This is a genomic window from Shewanella sp. Koi 1 (assembly GCF_052907445.1).
In genome coordinates this window covers 1195691-1215838 of the sequence record NZ_JBREJM010000001.1, presented here as the reverse complement: position 1 = coordinate 1215838, position 20148 = coordinate 1195691, and the positions used below count along the sequence as shown (strand labels likewise).

Below are 20148 nucleotides of genomic sequence, written 5' to 3'. Positions count from 1 at the left end.
CCTAGCGATTGCTAGGCTTTTGGGTCACTGAATTGAATTAGAAGCGCAGTGCTACACCAAGTTTGTAGCGAGCTTCACCATCGAAGCTCCACACTGGGTAGTTATCTTTAAACTCACTGATAACGCCTTCAGCATCAACAGGTGATACACCTTTCTGAATGCTATCTTCTTCAAGTAAGTTAACCACTTCAAATGTCACAGATAAGTAATCAGTTACATCGTAGTTAGCACTTAAATCTAACGTGCCGTAGGCTTGATGCTCGCGGTTACCGTAGAAGCCTGGTAATTCGCGCATCATGTACTCAGAACGCCAGTTATAAGCTACACGAGCAGAGAAATCATCGATTTCATAGTAACCCACTAAGTTAACAGTATGCTTAGATGAGTCTGAGAACACCCCTACACGGTCCGCATAGTTTTCAGCTGGAGATGAAGCATCTGCAAAGGTGTAGTTAGCTGAGTAACCAAAACCATTGTCAAATGAGTCTTGCAACTGCAACTCAATACCATCGATAGAACCACCGTTAGCATTGTAGTTTTCACTGACGGTCCAGCAGTCGTAGATGCCTGCACCACAAGAACTGCCACCTTGCGCAACTAAGTTAGGATCATCAATACCAATCTGTTGGTTCAGCTTTTCTCTTGTCGAAATGAAAGAGTTAACATCTTTAATGAAGTAAGTAACAGCAAATAATCCTTCACCGCTGAAGTACCATTCTAAGCTCAGATCAGCCTGAGAGGCTTTGAACGGCTGCAGATTCACGCTACCAGTCACTTTCTTCTCGTTGCCTGGCGTACCATCGTTGAAACCTGGTAACTTAGACGTCGCGAAGAGATCCGCATAGTTAGGACGAGAAATAACTTGTGCAGCTGATGCTCTTAAAATTAAGTCACTTGCCAAGTCAAACGCAATGTTCATGCTTGGTAAGACATCGTGATAGCTTGCCTTATCAGTACTTAAATCATCAGCATAAGTACCAGTTTGGCTAAACGCGTAGTAGTCAGACTCAACATCGGTAGAGATATATCTTAAACCGAAGTTACCACGCACACCTTCACCAGCAAAAGTAGCCATAGTGTACAGGGCTAAGTTTTTCTCTTGCAGTGTACCGTAACCAGACTTATCTAAAGTAAAGCCATCGATAGCGCCATAAGCATCTCTGATCATATTGTCAAAAATTGGCTTAGGTAAGGTAAAACCAGCGCCAGATGACATAGTGCCAGAGTAATATTCAGAGGCATCTTTTGCGACGATATTAGATGATTGTGCAGCTTCAGTTGTTTGAGTTACATCGTGGTCTGCATAGCTAATACCTGATTTAATAGAGGTAATAACGCCAAATTCAACCGGAACAGTAATATCGAAGGTCGCAAATGATTCTTCGTCTGTGTTAGGTTGTTTTTTCAGTGCCCAACCAGCAGTTTCTAATTGACCGTTGAAGTCACCCGCATCAAATGAGTTATTTGCAATGTTGATGTCAATCACATCACCAGTTGCATCGTAAGTCCCTGCGAAATCTTCTGGTTTACCAATTGATTGACCGTAGTTAGAAGTAAGATCGGTACCACCTTCAGCTTTAGTTTTACCGATACGGCCTTCTAACTTATAGTTTTCAGCCTGATAAGCGAAATCTAAATCCACAGTGTCTGATGACATACTTGCTTTACGAGCCCATGTTTGTGCCCAAGCAAATCCGCCTTTATCTGTGTGTTCAACTAATGTACATACGCCTGCGGCATTTTTCTTAAGACAAGTATTCTCACCTTGCTGGGTTGGGAATAAGAAAATTGACGTGTTAGCGTTGTTAGCATCGAGCTGTAAGCTCATTAAATTCAGACCGAATTCGAGGTTATCAGTTGGTCTGTATTGGAATGCAGCATTTAAAGCTGTGCGCTCACGGTCTTGCTGGAAAGTAGTAGGAACAATTTCCCCCCAACCTAACAGAGTTTCAATACCGTTACGTTGATATTGTGTTTGATCCAAAGAACCTGCCACTAGGAAACCAAACTTCTCATCTTCCGTTTTCCAGCTGTACAAACCTGAAGTTTGTGGATCAATTTCTTCTGAAACGGTTCCGTAATCCCCTTTCGCACTCAGGAAGACTGAGTTTGCTTCCAAATCTAAAGGTTTACGAGTTTTAACAATTACAGTACCGCCGATACCACCTTCAGCGATATCAGCCTGAGATGATTTGTAAACTTGAATACCACCAACCATTTCTGGCGGCAGTAAGCTGTAGTTAAAGCTACGGTCGATAGCTTGTTGGTCAAACCAACCAGTCGAAGCAACTGAATGGCCGTTCAGTAACGTGCTCGTTAATTGGCTTGAAGCGCCACGGATAGAAACTTGTTGTCCTTGACCAAACTGACGGTTTACAGCAACGCCAGGAATACGACCTAAGGACTCCCCTACGTCACCATCAGGGAATTTACCGATATCTTCAGCAGTCACAGCATCAACGACAGAATCAGAAAAACGTTTGTCGTTAACAGAAGCTTTCATCGAAGCTCTCATACCACGAACTTCAATTTTCTCAATATTTTCAGCAGCAGCTGCAGTGGCTTCAGCTTCTGCAGCAACAGCTCCGATTGAAACAGCGCTGCCGAGTAGGATAGCAATGTTTGTAGCTAGTACACTTTTCTTAAAGGATGATGGTCGCATCTCGTTTCCCTTCCATAACTTTATTATCGTTTTAGTATTCATAACCATTCCGATGGAATGACAACGCTGTCATGTCTAGTGCAAACATTACACAATAATTAACAGCCTTGCCACAACAAAATAACTCTGGACGAAAAAAAAATGTCATAAAGCGAAGTGTTAAGAAGAGAAAAATCAATATATTCCAGCAAAAATAATCACTTATATATTTTGATGTAAAATTACAACTTATAACCGAGTGTTAACAGTTGAAAAATGCCTCAGTTTGTAACAATTCAGCATTGCTATACGCGGTAAATGCTCGCACTATAAGAAGCATAATAAAAAGCAAGCTGACAACGCTGTCGGCTTGTAAATTGCGCCTAAAGGATTTAGGTTCATAAATTAGCTAGCCCTTCGCACATTTGAATAAAGAGTTTGTAGATCAATGAAAGTCACTATCAACGACGTCGCTAAATATGCAGGAGTGTCAATCAAGACAGTTTCCCGCGTAACCAATAACGAACCTTCGGTAAAACAAGCCACGGTTGATAAAGTGAATGAGGCCATCAAGGCATTAAACTACCAGCCCAATCTAGCGGCCAGGAACCTTGCCGGCACAAAATCCTATGCCATTGGTTTTATTTATGATAATCCAAACGCTTATTACATTATTGATATGCAAAACGGGATTTTGTCGGCCTGTAAAGATAAAGGCTATGAGCTGGTTATTCATCCTTGTAACGCCAAATCTGACACCATTTGTGATGAACTGACTCAACTCGTGAAACATTCGCGGCTGGCAGGTTTAGTGTTAACACCGCCTCTTTCTGAAGATCCTAAAGTACTTAAAGCCTTAAGTGATATTGAGGCCAACTATGTGCGAATTATTGCCGGCGAAGGTAATAAGGAGCAGGATGGACTGACGATTTTAGTCAATGACAAATTTGGTGCGGTTGAGATTACTCAGCATTTGATCGACTTAGGCCATAAAGAAATTGCCTTTTTAAGTGGCGATCTACACCATGAGTCCACCAAAGAGCGGTTACTTGGTTATAAACAAGCATTAACAAAAAATCGCCTGCTTCTGAATGAAGATTACATAATTGAAGGAAAATACTCATTTGAGTCGGGCGTTGAAGGGGCTAACACACTGATCAAACAGAAGAACCGTCCAACAGCGATTGTTGCCTGTAACGACGAAATTGCAGCGGGGGCACTTTTTGCAGCTCGTTTAGCAGGGCTAGATATCCCTGGCGATCTATCCATTGTCGGCTTCGAAGACAGCCCATTCTCACGCCAAACTTGGCCAAAACTAACAACAGTGCATCAACCTAACGCTGAAATTGCCCAAGTGGCAACAGAGCTGTTAATCGCGAAACGCCGTGAACAAGATGCCAAGTTTGCAAAAACATTTACGCCAGAGCCTGTGATCCGAGACTCTTCAGCTTCTCCCAAACATTAATTTTCAGCCCTGCTAGGCTAAAACAAAACAGAGAGCCAAGGCTCTCTGTTTTGTTTTCAGTTAATGCAATTTCAGCTTTGGCCTTTGCCATTTCAGTAGCTTTTGCGCAATGCGATAAATAATTGCGGAGAACCAGCCATATAGGCTCGCTAAGTGTCTTTGGTATAAAGAAATATACATGATCCTTGCGATATGACCTTCCACGAAGAAAGTCCCTGAACGCAAATTCCCCATTAGATTACCGACCGCAGAAAAACGACTTAAAGACACCAGAGAACCATAGTCTTTATACACAAAAGGTTTTTCCGCCTTCCCTTGCAAACGGTTCACAATATTCTCATACAGGGTATCCGCCATTTGTGCTGCCGCTTGAGCGCGCGGTGGCACAGGTTGTCCGGACTCCAAAATTAATAGAGCGCAATCCCCAAGGGCATAAATGTCTTGATGGCCTTTAACTCGCATACAAGCATCAACTTCCACTTGATTGCGTGGCGTAATGGGTAACTTAGAGAAGTTTTGAAACGCTTTTGGACCTTTCACACCTGCCGCCCACACTTTAAGTCCCGCTTCGATAACGTCACCATCCTGTGTAATAAACCCATCGCGAGTGACTTCTTTAACCTGCACCCCGATATGCAAACGGATGCCAATTTTATCCAATACCGCTTGAGCTCTTGCGCTCACTCGTTCGGGTAACTGTGGGAGAATTTTTGGTGATGCTTCAATAAGATGCACATCAAGATGATGCTTAGAGATATTGAGGTAACCATACTCTTTCACCGACTCAATAACATGGTGAAGCTCTGCGGCTAATTCGACACCAGTGGCACCTGCGCCAACAATACCTATACTGACTTTCTCTTGTGTTTCATTGAGTTGCAGTAATGCATCCAATAATTTTTGATGGAATAAGTTAGCGTTATCTAAACTATCAAGGAAAATACAATGCTTCTCAGCACCTAGGGTATTAAAGCTATTAGAGACCCCGCCTAAGGCTAGCACTAAGTAATCGTATTCAATTTGACGGGGCTCAAGCAGCAATTCACCCGAGTCACTATAAACCGCAGCAAGTTGGATTGTTTTGGCATCGGGTTCACATTGCTCAATTTCGCCACGAATGTATCGATAACCATTCTTAAGACCATGATCTCGATACAACAATCCCTCTATAGACTGGTCAATAACCCCAACAGCTACTTCGTGTAATTTTGGCTTCCAAATATGTATTGGGCTTTTATCAATTAAGCAAACATCGACGACATCACTACCGCCCATCTTGCGGCCTAATTTAGAGGCTAGCGCTAAACCTGCCGCCCCACCACCTACTATCACGATTCGTTTCGTAGCCAAAATAACAACCTCAACAAGCCTATTTAAGTGGCTAAGTTATACCATGGAACGGATAAGAGATAACTACTTTAGTCTAACTAAAGAGGCTATTTTGCATTAAAGATATTTCAGGAACAGAAAGACTTAGTCCCATCAATCATAAATTTTAAGCAACAAAAAAGGGCCAAATGGCCCTCTCTTGAAACGGATAAATCACACCGCTTCTTCGTTTTCTTCACCGGTACGAATGCGGATAACGCGCTCTACATCGGTTACGAAAATCTTACCATCGCCAATTTTACCGGTACGAGCTGTTTCCACAATAACATCAATCGCTTGGTCGACTAAGTCATCTTGAATCACGAGTTCTATTTTAACTTTAGGTAAAAAGTCGACCATATACTCCGCACCGCGGTAAAGCTCGGTGTGCCCTTTTTGACGGCCAAAACCTTTAACCTCCAGCACTGTCATCCCGGTGATACCTATCTCAGCAAGTGACTCGCGTACATCATCCAATTTAAAAGGCTTAATAATCGCTTCAACTTTTTTCATCAAACATTCCTCGGTACTTGCTGACAGATAATCGAAATAGAATGCCATTAGCTTACACGGGGTTAGGCGATTATTGAAGTATAGGCAGCGCTTTCCTCATAAAACACAGTTTCTATAAAACAATTCTTAGTCCGTAAAAATCTAAAAGGCTCATTGGTACGCTTCTATACTTAAACAGCAGCAGTTTTGCTCCAGAGGCTCGTAGGATGCGAGCGACATTTATAACAAAGGATCTGTTATGAAAACTCTACTACATGGCTTTAGCCTGATTGAACTCATCACTACGGTATCCATTTCGACCATTCTGTTATCGATTGGCGCTCCCTCGTTAAGCGATTTCAACACAAGATTCAGAGCTGATAGTAATATCAAAGTCATCCAGCAAACACTAATGCTCGCCCGAAATCATGCCATTTCCTTCAATCGAAAAGTGACAGTCTGTGCCTTAAGCAACAGTCAGTGCACATCTAACTGGCAGCTTGGTTTAACGGTATTTATTGATGTAAACAGCAATAGTCAACTTGATGGCAATGAAACGACTATTTTTACCACTAACGCTTTCAATGCCAGTGATATTGTCATCTACAATCGAACCTCAATTCGTTTTCAACCAGACGGTCTTGCCTCTGGTACTAATGGAACATTGAAGTATTGTCCATCAAGTCCCACCAGCCCTTACTCGCGAGGGATTGTGGTAAATCAAGCTGGCAGGGCAAGACTATCGACAGATGCCAATATCCGCTGCGGATAAATGGCGCGTATTGATTGCAGGCGATATCAATTAACAACATAAAGGATTAAGACTATCTTTCAGAAACTAAACAGCACAAAGGATGCAACTTAGATACTGAAATCCCGACTATTCTCGCTTATACTTTAGTTTGTATAAGCGAGGGTTGAGTGCATGCTAAATAAATTGCTTGGTTTCACACTGGTTGAACTGATGGTTACTATTGCAGTGGCTGCAATATTATTAACTATCGGAGTACCATCTTTAATATCCGTCTATGAAGGTGTGCGCGTTAATAATAATATCGCCAAAATTCATGACATTATGGTTTTTGCTCGCAATCAAGCAGTGAACTACGGTACAACCGTAAATGTATGCCCATTTGCGACCGCAACTTCTTGCGGAACATCAACAGACTGGAGCAAAGGAATTCGCGTATATATTGGGACCGATAAAGAATTACGAGCTATCGACGGTTTCCATTCGAGTGACAAAATTACAGGTTCTGTTGATTCTCTCACATTCACATCTGATGGACTTTCATCAGCGGGAACATTAATTTATTGCCCCGGAGGAAAAAGTGAAGGTTCAAAAGGCGTTATCGTCAATGTTGGCGGCATCATTTCATACGGCGTCAATGGTAGCAGCTGTTAATCACTGATGAATCCCCTAATGATTTTTATCAAAATCATTAAGTTAAGGTAGATACACATCTTGTCATATGATCAAATGGTTTCGCCAAAAATCAATAATCAGACAACAAAATGTGCGAACTCGATATTTTACACGACTCTCTTTACCAATTCTGCCCCGAATTACACTTAAAACGACTCAACAGCTTAACGTTGGCTTGCCACGCCTTACTTGACTGTAAAACTCTCACTCTTACCGAACTTGGCCGTAACCTGCCAACCAAAGCGAGAACAAAACATAACATCAAACGAATCGACCGATTGTTAGGTAATCGTCACCTCCACAAAGAGCGACTCGCTGTATACCGTTGGCATGCTAGCTTTATCTGTTCGGGCAATACGATGCCCATTGTACTTGTTGACTGGTCTGATATCCGTGAGCAAAAACGGCTTATGGTATTGCGAGCTTCAGTCGCACTACACGGTCGTTCTGTTACTCTTTATGAGAAAGCGTTCCCGCTTTCAGAGCAATGTTCAAAGAAAGCTCATGACCAATTTCTAGCCGACCTTGCGAGCATTCTACCGAGTAACACCACACCGCTCATTGTCAGTGATGCTGGCTTTAAAGTGCCATGGTATAAATCCGTTGAGAAGCTGGGTTGGTACTGGTTAAGTCGAGTAAGAGGAAAAGTACAATATGCAGACCTAGGAGCGGAAAACTGGAAACCTATCAGCAACTTACATGATATGTCATCTAGTCACTCAAAGACTTTAGGCTATAAGAGGCTGACTAAAAGCAATCCAATCTCATGCCAAATTCTATTGTATAAATCTCGCTCTAAAGGCCGAAAAAATCAGCGCTCGACACGGACTCATTGTCACCACCCGTCACCTAAAATCTACTCAGCGTCGGCAAAGGAGCCATGGATTCTAGCAACTAACTTACCTGTTGAAATTCGAACACCCAAACAACTTGTTAATATCTATTCGAAGCGAATGCAGATTGAAGAAACCTTCCGAGACTTGAAAAGTCCTGCCTACGGACTAGGCCTACGCCATAGCCGAACGAGCAGCTCAGAGCGTTTTGATATCATGCTGCTAATCGCCCTGATGCTTCAACTAACATGTTGGCTTGCGGGCGTTCATGCTCAGAAACAAGGTTGGGACAAGCACTTCCAGGCTAACACAGTCAGAAATCGAAACGTACTCTCAACAGTTCGCTTAGGCATGGAAGTTTTGCGGCATTCTGGCTACACAATAACAAGGGAAGACTCACTCGTGGCTGCAACCCTGCTTACTCAAAATCTATTCACACATGGTTACGTTTTGGGGAAATTATGAGGGGATCTCTCAGTGTTAATCATCAATGAACGCGTCCAAGATTAGAATTCGGCCATCGACTGTAAGCGCATAAGAAACCTGTGCTCGCCATAAGATCACCTCTTCACGACAAGGAGATTTGACAGACCTTTTTCCTTAGATTTTATAGCATGTCACCATATTATTTTATGAGAATATTAACCTGCTACAAAATTGTAAGCTGCCTCCAGTACGTCTTCGGACATTTACAGTCTTCCTTGCAAACATATAGATAGAATGCTATCTACACAGATTTTTATCTCTCCCACACTACATACTATTTCGAGGTCTGAATATCTAATTTCTTTGCTTTAGTTGAAATAAAGTCCTTATCAACAGGAACACACTCATCAATCGATTTGACAAAATATTTTTTTCCCATTTTATCAGTTAATTGTTTCGCTGGTAGAGCCATCATTTGACGACTTACATCCTTTTTATTCCACTTAAAAAATACTAAATATTCATCCCCATACGATGATTCAACATAACACTTATAGTCTTGAAATTCTTCAGCCAAAACTTCGCCTTCAAAACCAGCTAACGCTAAAAAAAAGAGGGCATACATTAATTTACTCATTTCCAACACTCCTCTGACGGTCCTTTTACCCCTGCACTTGTCAACGTAATAGTTGCACAGGCTGTGTCCCGTGATGCCTGAATACCTTTTGCTGTCGCTGTCACAGTTAGAGTAGCCGTACCAGAAGACGTAACACTATAGTGTCCATGTTCAGTAATAAATGGACTCGCAGACAATCCTAGTTTAGTCATATCTGTCGTATAAGCACGGTTATCTAAGTAGTACTGCTCTTGCAAATTAGCGACCCTCATTACCGCCGCTACACCTTCAGAACGTGCACTTTTAGCGACATATTGCACATAGGAAGGGTAGGCAATAGAGGCAAGAATCCCAATGATAACCACAGCAATCATCACCTCTATTAACGTAAAACCTTTGTTTAATTTCATCTTTGTCATCTATATTAATTATCATCTATGTGGTAATAAATTTTATTAACGTCCAAACCTGAGCCTACGTTAATTGTTCCAGTATATTCACCATCATCACGTTTTTCCCCTTTCCCTACCCCAATAATGTAAATATATGGTTCTTTACCTGTTTCTGGCGCTGGAATGACAATTTGAGGGGTATCAGGGACCCGCTCTCCTAACTCATAATATACATTAGCCAGAGTACGAATACCTTTATGCAAATCAAATACATAAAGTCTACCGATACCAGAAACAGTACATACAGTGTCAGAAACTGACTGAGAAGGTGGAATAAATGAGGTGAAATACACTTTCCCATCAACAATTAAACTGGCAGTTAAACTCTTTTCTCCTGTTGTCTGAAAATCATAATACCACCCCAGTTTTTTACCAAATTGTATATTTTCAGTTTCAGTTGATGGTGCCGCTGAAGTCACATTGTATAAATCACTTAACGTAATCGCTGCTGGAGCAGCAGGATGACCACTACCACCATAACTTTTAGTTATAACATTACGATCCTGAAGAATAAAATACATATCCTCGGTCGATTTGGACAATGGAGTTGGACGATTACCACTGCCGATTGCAATGGCATCATATGGTACATTCTGATAATTTTTAGTAGTCGTAGTCGAACCATCAGAATTAACAACAGACACTTCAGAAATATTACTAAATAAAGTTTGAGCAACAACTGGTTCAGCAAAGAAACGCCGATCAGCCGCTAAATCCCCCCCTAAAGATGCAAACTTATATGCTGTCCATGTAGAGGTATTCACACTAGGTAAATCCATACGCCAAACATTTCCTCCAGTATCCGTGGCATAAATACGATCTGAAACACCATCGTTATTGCTATCCAATACCGCAACTGAATTGGGAATACTATCGCTAATTCCAGGTAATGCAGTAACTCCAGATCCTGCAGATGAACCAAATGTGTGTATTAGAGCACCGGATTCCGCATCAACAATATAAACATTCCTCCCCAGCGGCGAAGTAGACGGTGTTCCATCATAGCTAACATCATATCCGCCACCCAAAATGAGCACGGGTTTATCATGTCCTGGAATTAATGTTATTACTGGCTCAGCCCAAGTTTGTCCTAGTTCAGAAAATCCCGCCGTATCTGGATTAATAACCCACATTAAGCTAGGTGTATCGGGCGATGTTACATTTAATGCATAATAAGATGAACCACCTCTCCTCATACCAGAGAAAACCCAAGCAGCAGTTGGTTTTCCACCACTCGTACCACTTTTCACATAAGCGACAGGTGAAGCATCCATGCCGTAAACATAGTGTCCACTGGACAGATTTTCTCGTAATTTAGGAACATTTGGTAACAACTCATACGGCATAAATGCCCATGATTCATCGACACTTGTTCCAGCATCTTTAAACATATGTAATAAACCATGGTTAGTACCTAAAATAATTCGCACATCCGGTGCGGCATTGGTACCGAAATTTATTGCTAAAGGCTTGGAATGAAGTGGATCCCCCATAATATCGGTGCGTTTGTCTGTAGTACTGCCATCGCCATCTTCATCATCCACATCTACTCCATGGATCCATTTGAACGTAGAATCTAGCTCAGCTTCATCAATACTCATATAAGTAGCTAAATTAGCAGTACTTCCATTTGATGCATTGATTACAGTAAGGAGCTCAAGCCCGTTACTACTTGCAGTATTGCTATATATTTTTCTACTGTTTAACCCTTCGAGCATTTGTGAGACACCACCTACTTCCACTTGATTGCCATCGGAACCACCAATACAGTCTGTCCAATATGTACAGGCTGTTTTTTTAATGTTTCCATTATCACCAATAGCAACATTCCCTCCGGCATCAACCAATATTCCACTCGAAGTCACTTTAAGTTTTTTGAGATTACCAATCCATCTAGGGCCTTTTCCTGGTAAAAACATAGCATAATATGCAGAATCGAAAGTCTGAGTTCGGTCAAAATTATTACTGGCAATGCTTGGTGAGGTAAAACTTGAATCTATCTCAGAATAGAACTCAATGCATCGGATAATGCATTCGTTAATTGTAAACTGTCTTGAGCTGCAAAATATTTGCCACCGCCTCGTTTTGCTGTTTCAATCAAAAGAGGGGCGGCATCATCAGCACCGGAGCTAAATCCAATCGTAAATGTTCGAACGTTTTGAAGTGGATTATCTCCATTCGCATCTGTCTTATTGACTAAATCATTGTGGTACATATAACTCGCCAATGCGGGAAGATAGCTATTATCCTTGGTTGAATAATCCCCTAGCGGGCTTCCCCCAGCTGTTAGGTCTTTCACATAGGTATTCGCATTGCTATCATTTGTTGGAGCGCCATCGGTTACATAAATCACGTATGCAACATCAGTACAAATTTTCAGGGGGGTAAGATAGTTTGAGCCAGACTCAATGCTCGTATCCCAGCTAGGGGAACTCGAATCCTTATGCCCATATTTTATAGCCCCACCTGAAAAGTACTGATAAGCCTCCACTAAAGTTTCACATAATGGCGTCCAAGTATCAGGATATAAATCATCAATTTTTTCAATAATATTACTACGAGCCGCAATACCAGGCGTTGTGCCAGGACTCATATCCCGAATACCAGAAACGATTCTGCCACCGTCCTTGCTGCTACTGCTAGAATTGTCGTTAAAAACTGCCAATCCAAAATCAACGGAAGGAGTCGTATTAATTACATCTGTAATCGCTTTTTTTGCAATATCAATACGCTTCTTTGACACTATAGGAATGTTGCCATTCTTAATAAGCTTATACCATAAAAGGTAGTTTTCAGTGTAAAGCGTAACCGAACCGCCTTTACCTATATCCGTTTTCTTCGCTGTAGATATAGCTGAATTCCAGTTATTATCTGATGGACTTGAGACATGAGTATAAGGTGTACTCTTTGAACCATCCTTTGGAAATCCAGAGTGACCATAATCACTGGAATTAATAGGATCTGCTGTTGTAATATCCTCCCAGCAATCAACATATCTTGTTTTACTCAGATCTTGATTGGTTCTAAGATCATCCCAGTTTTTAGAATAGTGCTCACTTACATGACCTTTAAAGAAACCATACTCTGCCAGTGGCGCCCAACTTTGATGGCATCCATTATATTTCGTATAAAAACGCTTATTGGAATCCAACAATGACTCAAGATCAGTACTCGAGCTTGTTGAAAAATAGATAATATCTTTAATACCAGAGCCTGAGTAATCGGTCGAAGGATTATAGTCAGAATTGTAATCGGCTGGAGGAACATAATCAGGATCAGGGACATTCTCCCATGTGTCCATACTGCCAGAGTTATCAAATATGATAAGAACTTTAGGGCGTGCTCCAACATCTGTTGCGGTTTCAAATACATAAAGTTCAGTATCATCTCCGTGAGTTTGACTTGATAGACCTATCAAGAAAAACAAACAAGTGAAGGTTACTATTTTCCACATAATCAACTCCCAGTGAGCACTTCTTGCTCAATGCCAGCTACAACCGTCAACTGGCCCAGATTATCCCGACCAAATGATGCACTGCTGCTAATCTCAATACGACGGCAACTAACCAAATTTGCACCACTTGCTTTAGTACTACGTTGACAACTAACATCCTGAACTGTGCCATCTTTAGGCATAGGCGTTAATAATTGTTTGCTTCCGAGCGTACTTGTTAGTGTCGTTTCTACAGCCATATTCGCCAATGTAGATCCTTTAGTATTTTCAATCGCCTCATCAAGCCCACCGCCGGCGATACTTTGTGCTTCTATTCTTTCTGAACCCGCCCCAGCCATTCGTAGAGATGTTGTCGAATTGACAGCAAGAGCAACACCTATGACTGTCATAATAATGAGCACTATCAAAGCGAAAAACAGCACAATACCTTCTTGTTTTTTCATAAATAGCCTCAAAATCCACTTAATAACTCAATTTCGCATCAATACTGGGTTCTCTAAAACTACAGTGGTAGAAAGTACTTTTCGTCTAAAGTGATCTTCCGTCACTGGAATTTTAGTATTCGTATCTTTATCACCTAGTCGGTATTTTGTGACGTTTGTATAACTACTATCTTCTTGTATTGATCGCACTAAAATATAAACTTTTAAAGCGACGAGACGTTGAAACTCTTGATTGTCCCACATAAGAGATGTCACTTCCGCAGCAGACATAAATGCATCGGGAGTGTCATCACCATCATTATCAAACCCATATAAAATACGCATATTTTCAATGCCTTCAACGAGCTGCTCTTCATTCGACATACCGTTTCCAGTAGAAAGAGTTCTTCGTCTCAGTACAGGAATTCCATCGGCATCATTCTTTATGTAATAAATATGATGCTGATATTCCCAGATCCGCGCATTAGGTAATGCAGGTACGCCTCCTGCGCCACTAAAGAATACGGCTTCACTAGACGTAGCCGATACGTAAAAACGGGTTAATTCTACATCTGCCGCTTCAACTGGGGGCCCAATCAACCTCTTAATCTGCAACACATCTGTTTTGGCCTTAACATCTGACAAACATGCAAATGATTGGCTGCTAACGCCATTCTCATAACCCCATAGACGTCGAAAATGTGCAGGTTGATTATTTGGTAAACTAGCGTTATTGACGCCGTCACCTACACAGTCATTCACTACAGCAGTCCCTATGGAAATAGTCGCATTTGAACCAAGGACAAAGTCTGTGCCAGTTATATCTCCCATAAAACCCAACTGGCTAAGATCTCGTTCTAAAATAGCCAAAGCTATCCTGCCATTTTCTTGTAACTGATTAAACTGACTTGTCGTCGTCACGTTTGAAGACGACATACTAAACATAGTAAAAACACCGGCAGTCAAAAAAAGTCCTATGACCATCGCGACCATGATCTCAACGAGTGACATTCCCTTTTGATACCCATAAACTTGATTTAAATGAAACATTTAAATAATCACCGTTTTAACAGAGAAGACACGGCGTCTTTTGTCTGGAGTGGTCGAGCCACAGCTTAATGCGCCAATGCCGTCTGAAGTTTCCCTAATTCCTCTCCAAGTAATAATCACAGTTACAGTATTAGAATTTATGTTAATGCAACCTACTGGGCTCTCCAGCCCTCCTACCTTCTGACTCCCAACAATCTCAAACGCTCCAAATAAAGCTTGCTCCCATTCATATTTATCCCATAACGCTGTTTGAGCAGGTGAACATAAATTACCCCCTATACAACTTAACGAAGGCGCAGCTAATGTTCCGGTATAAGTACCTGCATAAGTGCCCAATTGAGTGGCATTCAACTTCATTCTATTTATTACATCGTTGGCATAATATGAGGCCTGCGTCTGCTGAAAAGATTCAAAGCTGCCGCGTTTGGCCACTATGTGTAAATTAAAAATACCGATCAAGCCAATCACTAGAATCACCAATGCGACAAGCACTTCAATTAAAGAGAAGCCCCGTTGAATTCTGTTATGCGTCAATCGTTCGAATTTAGTCATATTTTTGACAAGCTTTTCAGCTATTTACCCTTTTAAATCTTAATCTTACGATAAAAACATTACTAGCAGTTAATAATAGATGAGTAAAATGTAAGTAGCCAGTAACAATAGCATATAAGCGTTAATTCCATTATGCCTTGTTTGTATTTGGTGAATTTTGATAATAAAAAAGAGGCCATTGGCCTCTTTTGATTCATCACATTGATTAGAATGAACTAGCGTAATTCCGCAGGCACCGCAAAGACGGTATCTTCTTTACGCCCTTCAACTTCGGTGACAACACTCGGTGCTAATTTCGCAATCGCTTGAACCACTTGCTGAACCAGCACTTCTGGTGCCGATGCGCCTGCGGTCACCGCAACTTTAGTCACATTTTCAAACCAAGATGAATCGATATCATCCGCGGTATCAACCAGATAAGATTGAGTCCCAGTCTTTAATGCCAATTCACGCAAGCGGTTAGAGTTAGAGCTGTTTTTCGAACCAACCACAATTAACAGATCCACATCGGCCGATAAGTTACGCACTGCATCCTGACGGTTTTGCGTCGCGTAACAAATATCATCCTTACGCGGACCTTCAATCGAAGGAAAACGCTTTTGCAATGCGGTGATAATATCGAGGGTATCATCTACCGAGAGCGTCGTTTGAGTCACGAAGCAGAGGTTATTTGGATCACGAACTTCTAAAGTTTCGACATCTGCAGGAGATTCAATCAGATAAACACCGCCATTAGGGTTATCATATTGCCCCATGGTGCCTTCCACTTCTGGATGTCCCTCATGACCAATCAAAATACATTCAATCCCCTTGCGGCTCGCTCGAGTGACCTGCAAATGCACTTTGGTGACTAATGGGCAAGTCGCATCGAAAACTCGCAGCCCACGCGCCTTAGCCTCGGCACGCACTGCCTGAGAAACTCCATGAGCACTGAAGATAACAATATTGTTATCCGGTACTTGGTCTAACTCTTCGACAAAAACGGCACCGCGGTCCTTCAGATTTTGCACTACATAGCGGTTATGCACGACTTCATGGCGAACATAAATCGGCGGCGAAAATAACTCGAGTGCGCGCTCGACAATACTAATGGCGCGATCCACACCAGCACAAAAGCCGCGAGGATTGGCCAGCATAATATTTAAACTTGGGCTGGTAGGATCTAATTTCATCTTACAATACCTTCACCACGTCGAGTTCAAATGTCACTTTGCGTCCCGCTAGAGGGTGATTTAGATCGACCGTAATCGAATCGCCCGCAACCTCACGCACAATTCCGGGGATCTCACTGCCACCAGGGCCTGCGAAACTGACGATAACGCCAACTTCAAGCTCCATATCGGCAGGGAAGCGGGTTCTATCCATATAATGAATCGCATCGGGATTTGACTCACCAAAGGCATCGACCGCTTCAAGCGTAAAGTTGTGCTTATCACCTTCATTCAAAGAAACAAGTTGCGCTTCAAATGCAGGGCTTAAAGTACCATCACCGATATTGAGGCGTGCTGGCTTACCAGAGGCTTTAGTGCCATCGGCGGTCGAACCATCTTCAAGCACAATATTCATATGGCACAATAACGAACGTGTCACAGTCACTACTTCACCTCTTCGGTTTTATCTTGTTCGGATTTGCTGTTAAAAAACGAATCCCAAATGATCAGCACGGCGCCGATAAAAATCGCGGAATCGGCGATATTAAAGGCGGGATAATGACTCTTACCCCAATAAAAATCGATAAAATCCACCACAAAACCGTGCATCAATCGATCGATTAAGTTACCTAGGGCGCCACCGATCACTAAGGTGTAAGCCAAGTTTAACTTCCAGAGGGATGCCGATTGCTTGCGCAGCCACACAGTCAACAAGGTACTGAAACCAACAGCTACTAAGGTAAATAACCAGCGTTGCCAACCGCCCGCTTCACTTAAAAAGCTAAATGCGGCGCCATAGTTACGTACATAGGTGAAATTAAAAAAAGGTAATAACTTCACCGATTCGAACAAATCAAAATTGGCTAAGACCCATTGTTTAGATAGTTGATCGGCCAAAAACACCAATACAACTACCCAATACCAACGTAAGCCACTGTCTTTCCAAGTTAATGGCATACAGATCCTTTACGCAAACAGACGAACTTCGCCGTCACCTTCAATATTGGTTACGCAGCGATGGCACAGCGTTGGGTGAGCCTCAATCGTGCCCACTTCTTCCCTATGGTGCCAACAACGTTCGCATTTCTCTGCTGTTGTTGCATTTACCTCTAACTTCAATGAAGCCAATTCAGTTTCAACGGCATCGCTTGTCGCATCTGCCAATGGCAATACTTTGGCTTCTGAAGTTAACAGGACAAAACGCAGCTCATCACCAATATGCGTTAACTGTTCAGTTAAAGCAGCATCGGCAAACAGCGTGACTTCGGCGTCTAAGGAGCCGCCAATACGTTTATCGCGGCGCGCTTGCTCGATGACCTTGTTGACTTCGTTACGCACAGTCAGCAGATTTTCCCAGTACGCATCACTTAAATCAGTATCTAAAGTGATAGATTGCAGATCTTGGTACCATTCTTGGGTAAACACATAAGCATCACGTTGACCAGGCAGTAATTGCCACACTTCATCGGCAGTAAAGCTCAGGATTGGCGCAATCCAACGCACCATAGCCTCAGCAATGTGGAACAGTGCAGATTGGCAGCTACGGCGGGCATGGCCCTCTTGCTTAGCGGTATATTGACGGTCTTTGATGATGTCTAAGTAGAAGCTACCTAGCTCAACCGAGCAGAACTGCATCAGCTTTTGCGTCACAATATGGAAGTTATATTGCTCGTAAGCTTCAATGATTTCTTGCTGCAGCGCTGCCGCGCGGCGCACTGCCCAGCGGTCTAACGCCACCATATCTTCTACTGCCACCAAGTCCTTAGCAGGGTCGAAGCCATTAAGGTTCGCCAGTAAGAAACGAGCAGTGTTACGAATACGGCGATAAGCATCGGCGCTACGATTTAAGATTTCATCCGATACGGTCATTTCACCGCTGTAGTCGGTTGCAGCAACCCAAAGACGCAGAATATCCGCACCTAGCTTGTTAGTGACTTGCTGCGGCGCAATGACGTTACCGATAGATTTCGACATCTTGCGACCTTTACCATCAACGGTAAAGCCGTGGGTCAGCACTTGCTTGTAAGGTGCTTTGCCAGTCATAGCGGTAGAGATCATCAGTGACGACATAAACCAACCACGGTGTTGGTCGCTACCTTCAAGGTATAAATCGACACCATGACCATGAAACTCTGGGCGCGCGCCTACCACAGAAGCAAAGGTTGAGCCTGAGTCGAACCATACGTCTAAGGTATCGGTCACTTTGCGGTATTGTTCGGCTTCTTCACCCAGCAATTCGGCGGCATCGAGATCCCACCAAGCTTGAATGCCTTCCTGCTCAATACGGTTGGCTACACGTGCCATTAACGACACGCTGTCAGGGTGCAGCTCTTCAGTTTCACGGTGTACGAATAAGGTAATTGGCACGCCCCAAGTACGTTGACGGGAAATACACCAATCAGGGCGATTCTCAACCATCTTCTCGATACGGCTTTGGCCCCAGTCAGGGATCCACTGAGTCTGCTCAATTTCGCTTAATGCTTGCTTGCGCAGGTTTTGGTTATCCATTGAGATAAACCATTGCGGCGTAGCACGGAAGATAATGGGCGTTTTATGGCGCCAGCAGTGTGGGTAGCTGTGACGGTACGCAACATGGTGTAATAGCGCGCCTTTTTCTTTCAGCAGTGCAACCACATTGTCGTTTGCTTTAAATACGTGTTGACCAGCAAAAAACTCAGTGTCTGGTTTGTAAACGCCGTTATCACCAACAGGGTTTGCTACTTCTAAACCGTATTTTTGGCCTACCACGAAGTCGTCTTGACCATGGCCAGGTGCAGTGTGAACCACACCCGTACCGGCGTCAGTCGTCACGTGGTCGCCTAAAATAGCAGGTACGTCAAAGGCTAAGAATGGATGCTTAAAGCGAACCAGCTCAAGTGCTGCGCCTTTAACTTTACCTAACACGTTGTGACTCTCGGCGCCGTAACGCGTCATACAAGCTTCAACTAACACATCGGCCAGAATAACTGCGTGAGTCGCACCCTCTTTCGTAAATTCAACCAAGCTGTAATCCAGCTCTGGGCTGATAGATAACGCGCGGTTAGCAGGCAGCGTCCAAGGGGTGGTAGTCCAAATCACCATAGCGACAGGATGTGAGTAATCGCTTACACCAAACTGAGCGGCTAAAGCTTTGCTATCAGTCGCAGTAAAGGCCACATCGATAGCGGGAGAGGTTTTATCCTCGTATTCCACTTCGGCTTCAGCCAATGCAGAACCACAGTCTGTACACCAGTGAACAGGTTTAACACCTTTATGTAAGTGACCGTTTTCAATCACTTTAGATAAAGAGCGTACGATATTGGCTTCGGTAGCAAAGTCCATCGTTAAATAAGGCTTTTGCCAATCACCCAGCACGCCTAAACGAATAAAGTCGGCACGTTGGCCATCGACTTGCTCGGCGGCATATTTACGACATTCTTCACGGAATTCGGCCGCAGAAATTTTTTGACCAGGCTTACCAACTTTTTGCTCAACTTTCAGTTCAATTGGCAGACCGTGGCAATCCCAACCAGGCACATAAGGCGCGTCAAAACCTGACATGGTTTTTGACTTAACAATAATGTCCTTAAGAATTTTGTTGACTGAGTGACCAATATGAATGCTGCCGTTCGCATACGGTGGGCCGTCATGCAAAATAAAAGGTGTGCGGCCAATTCGGCTATCACGGATCTGCTGATACAGACCGTCTTTCGTCCAGCGCTCTAACATCTCTGGCTCGCGATTTGCCAAATTACCACGCATCGGAAACTCAGTTTCCGGCAAATTCAAAGTAAATTTATAGTCGCTCATTGATCCTATAC

The 20148-nt window shown here is 42.9% G+C and carries 16 protein-coding genes and 1 pseudogene; 4 read left to right on the top strand and 13 right to left on the bottom strand.

What is annotated here, in order from left to right:
• Window positions 1-37 precede the first annotated feature (37 nt).
• Window positions 38-2662: a TonB-dependent receptor gene (locus ACUZ8J_RS05440; protein ID WP_086903084.1), complete on the bottom strand. Its 2625-nt coding sequence runs from the start codon at window positions 2660-2662 to the stop codon at window positions 38-40.
• A 427-nt stretch (window positions 2663-3089) separates the two neighbouring features.
• Between ACUZ8J_RS05440 and ACUZ8J_RS05435 the strand changes: the two genes are divergently transcribed.
• The gene (locus ACUZ8J_RS05435; protein WP_011623692.1) at window positions 3090-4106 is read left to right on the top strand and encodes a LacI family DNA-binding transcriptional regulator; all 1017 of its coding nucleotides are present in this window, start codon (window positions 3090-3092) and stop codon (window positions 4104-4106) included.
• Between the two features lie 60 nt (window positions 4107-4166).
• Here the strand turns inward: ACUZ8J_RS05435 and ACUZ8J_RS05430 are convergent, their stop codons facing one another.
• Together ACUZ8J_RS05430 and glnB are read right to left on the bottom strand one after the other, a co-directional pair.
• Window positions 4167-5456, bottom strand: a complete 1290-nt coding sequence (locus tag ACUZ8J_RS05430) for an NAD(P)/FAD-dependent oxidoreductase (RefSeq protein WP_011717954.1) — start codon at window positions 5454-5456, stop codon at window positions 4167-4169.
• Between the two features lie 192 nt (window positions 5457-5648).
• Entirely contained in the window at window positions 5649-5987 is a 339-nt protein-coding gene (glnB, locus tag ACUZ8J_RS05425; RefSeq protein WP_011073353.1) for a nitrogen regulatory protein P-II, read from the bottom strand.
• Window positions 5988-6225: 238 nt separating this feature from the next.
• Between glnB and ACUZ8J_RS05420 the strand changes: the two genes are divergently transcribed.
• The 3 genes from ACUZ8J_RS05420 to ACUZ8J_RS05410 all read left to right on the top strand — a co-directional run bounded on the left by ACUZ8J_RS05420 (window position 6226) and on the right by ACUZ8J_RS05410 (window position 8690).
• On the top strand, window positions 6226-6738 hold the full coding sequence (locus tag ACUZ8J_RS05420; protein WP_446693289.1) for a GspH/FimT family pseudopilin: 513 nt from the start codon (window positions 6226-6228) through the stop codon (window positions 6736-6738).
• Window positions 6739-6891: 153 nt separating this feature from the next.
• Entirely contained in the window at window positions 6892-7371 is a 480-nt protein-coding gene (locus ACUZ8J_RS05415) for a GspH/FimT family pseudopilin (protein WP_446693288.1), read from the top strand.
• 110 nt (window positions 7372-7481) lie between these two features.
• Entirely contained in the window at window positions 7482-8690 is a 1209-nt protein-coding gene (locus tag ACUZ8J_RS05410) for an IS4-like element ISVsa5 family transposase (RefSeq protein WP_001352368.1), read from the top strand.
• Window positions 8691-8985: 295 nt separating this feature from the next.
• Here the strand turns inward: ACUZ8J_RS05410 and ACUZ8J_RS05405 are convergent, their stop codons facing one another.
• From ACUZ8J_RS05405 to ileS, 10 genes and pseudogenes are all read right to left on the bottom strand, one after another.
• Entirely contained in the window at window positions 8986-9288 is a 303-nt protein-coding gene (locus tag ACUZ8J_RS05405; protein ID WP_446693287.1) for a TapY2 family type IVa secretion system protein, read from the bottom strand.
• Complete coding sequence (locus ACUZ8J_RS05400; protein WP_446693286.1) at window positions 9285-9677, bottom strand: type IV pilin protein; 393 nt, start codon at window positions 9675-9677, stop codon at window positions 9285-9287. The genes ACUZ8J_RS05405 and ACUZ8J_RS05400 overlap by 4 nt, the downstream gene beginning before the upstream one ends.
• 14 nt (window positions 9678-9691) lie before the next feature.
• Window positions 9692-13176, bottom strand: a pseudogene (locus ACUZ8J_RS05395) (pilus assembly protein).
• Entirely contained in the window at window positions 13176-13616 is a 441-nt protein-coding gene (locus ACUZ8J_RS05390) for a pilus assembly PilX family protein (protein WP_446693285.1), read from the bottom strand. Before ACUZ8J_RS05390 ends, ACUZ8J_RS05395 begins: the two are co-directional and overlap by 1 nt.
• 27 nt (window positions 13617-13643) lie before the next feature.
• Entirely contained in the window at window positions 13644-14645 is a 1002-nt protein-coding gene (locus ACUZ8J_RS05385; RefSeq protein ID WP_446693284.1) for a PilW family protein, read from the bottom strand.
• Complete coding sequence (gene pilV, locus ACUZ8J_RS05380; protein ID WP_446693283.1) at window positions 14646-15197, bottom strand: type IV pilus modification protein PilV; 552 nt, start codon at window positions 15195-15197, stop codon at window positions 14646-14648.
• Window positions 15198-15412: 215 nt separating this feature from the next.
• Window positions 15413-16369 carry a 4-hydroxy-3-methylbut-2-enyl diphosphate reductase gene (ispH, locus tag ACUZ8J_RS05375; protein WP_011623702.1) on the bottom strand — a complete coding sequence of 319 codons (957 nt, stop codon included), beginning with the start codon at window positions 16367-16369 and terminating at the stop codon, window positions 15413-15415.
• Window position 16370: 1 nt separating this feature from the next.
• Entirely contained in the window at window positions 16371-16793 is a 423-nt protein-coding gene (gene fkpB, locus ACUZ8J_RS05370; protein ID WP_446693282.1) for an FKBP-type peptidyl-prolyl cis-trans isomerase, read from the bottom strand.
• Window positions 16793-17305, bottom strand: coding sequence for a signal peptidase II (gene lspA, locus ACUZ8J_RS05365; protein ID WP_011623704.1), 513 nt, complete (start codon window positions 17303-17305; stop codon window positions 16793-16795). The genes fkpB and lspA overlap by 1 nt, the downstream gene beginning before the upstream one ends.
• A 9-nt stretch (window positions 17306-17314) precedes the next feature.
• A complete protein-coding gene (gene ileS / locus ACUZ8J_RS05360) occupies window positions 17315-20137 on the bottom strand; it encodes an isoleucine--tRNA ligase (RefSeq protein ID WP_446693281.1) in 2823 nt (940 codons plus the stop codon).
• Window positions 20138-20148: the final 11 nt, after the last annotated feature.

Excerpts from the sequence above, each read along its gene's own strand:
- ACUZ8J_RS05440 (WP_086903084.1), bottom strand. The coding sequence starts at position 2,662 with ATGCGACCATCATCCTTTAAGAAAAGTGTACTAGCTACAAACATTGCT.
- ACUZ8J_RS05435 (WP_011623692.1), top strand. The coding sequence starts at position 3,090 with ATGAAAGTCACTATCAACGACGTCGCTAAATATGCAGGAGTGTCAATC.
- glnB (WP_011073353.1), bottom strand. The coding sequence starts at position 5,987 with ATGAAAAAAGTTGAAGCGATTATTAAGCCTTTTAAATTGGATGATGTA.
- ACUZ8J_RS05420 (WP_446693289.1), top strand. The coding sequence starts at position 6,226 with ATGAAAACTCTACTACATGGCTTTAGCCTGATTGAACTCATCACTACG.
- ACUZ8J_RS05415 (WP_446693288.1), top strand. The coding sequence starts at position 6,892 with ATGCTAAATAAATTGCTTGGTTTCACACTGGTTGAACTGATGGTTACT.
- ACUZ8J_RS05410 (WP_001352368.1), top strand. The coding sequence starts at position 7,482 with ATGTGCGAACTCGATATTTTACACGACTCTCTTTACCAATTCTGCCCC.
- ACUZ8J_RS05405 (WP_446693287.1), bottom strand. The coding sequence starts at position 9,288 with ATGAGTAAATTAATGTATGCCCTCTTTTTTTTAGCGTTAGCTGGTTTT.
- ACUZ8J_RS05400 (WP_446693286.1), bottom strand. The coding sequence starts at position 9,677 with ATGAAATTAAACAAAGGTTTTACGTTAATAGAGGTGATGATTGCTGTG.
- ACUZ8J_RS05390 (WP_446693285.1), bottom strand. The coding sequence starts at position 13,616 with ATGAAAAAACAAGAAGGTATTGTGCTGTTTTTCGCTTTGATAGTGCTC.
- ACUZ8J_RS05385 (WP_446693284.1), bottom strand. The coding sequence starts at position 14,645 with ATGTTTCATTTAAATCAAGTTTATGGGTATCAAAAGGGAATGTCACTC.
- pilV (WP_446693283.1), bottom strand. The coding sequence starts at position 15,197 with ATGACTAAATTCGAACGATTGACGCATAACAGAATTCAACGGGGCTTC.
- ispH (WP_011623702.1), bottom strand. The coding sequence starts at position 16,369 with ATGAAATTAGATCCTACCAGCCCAAGTTTAAATATTATGCTGGCCAAT.
- lspA (WP_011623704.1), bottom strand. The coding sequence starts at position 17,305 with ATGCCATTAACTTGGAAAGACAGTGGCTTACGTTGGTATTGGGTAGTT.
- ileS (WP_446693281.1), bottom strand. The coding sequence starts at position 20,137 with ATGAGCGACTATAAATTTACTTTGAATTTGCCGGAAACTGAGTTTCCG.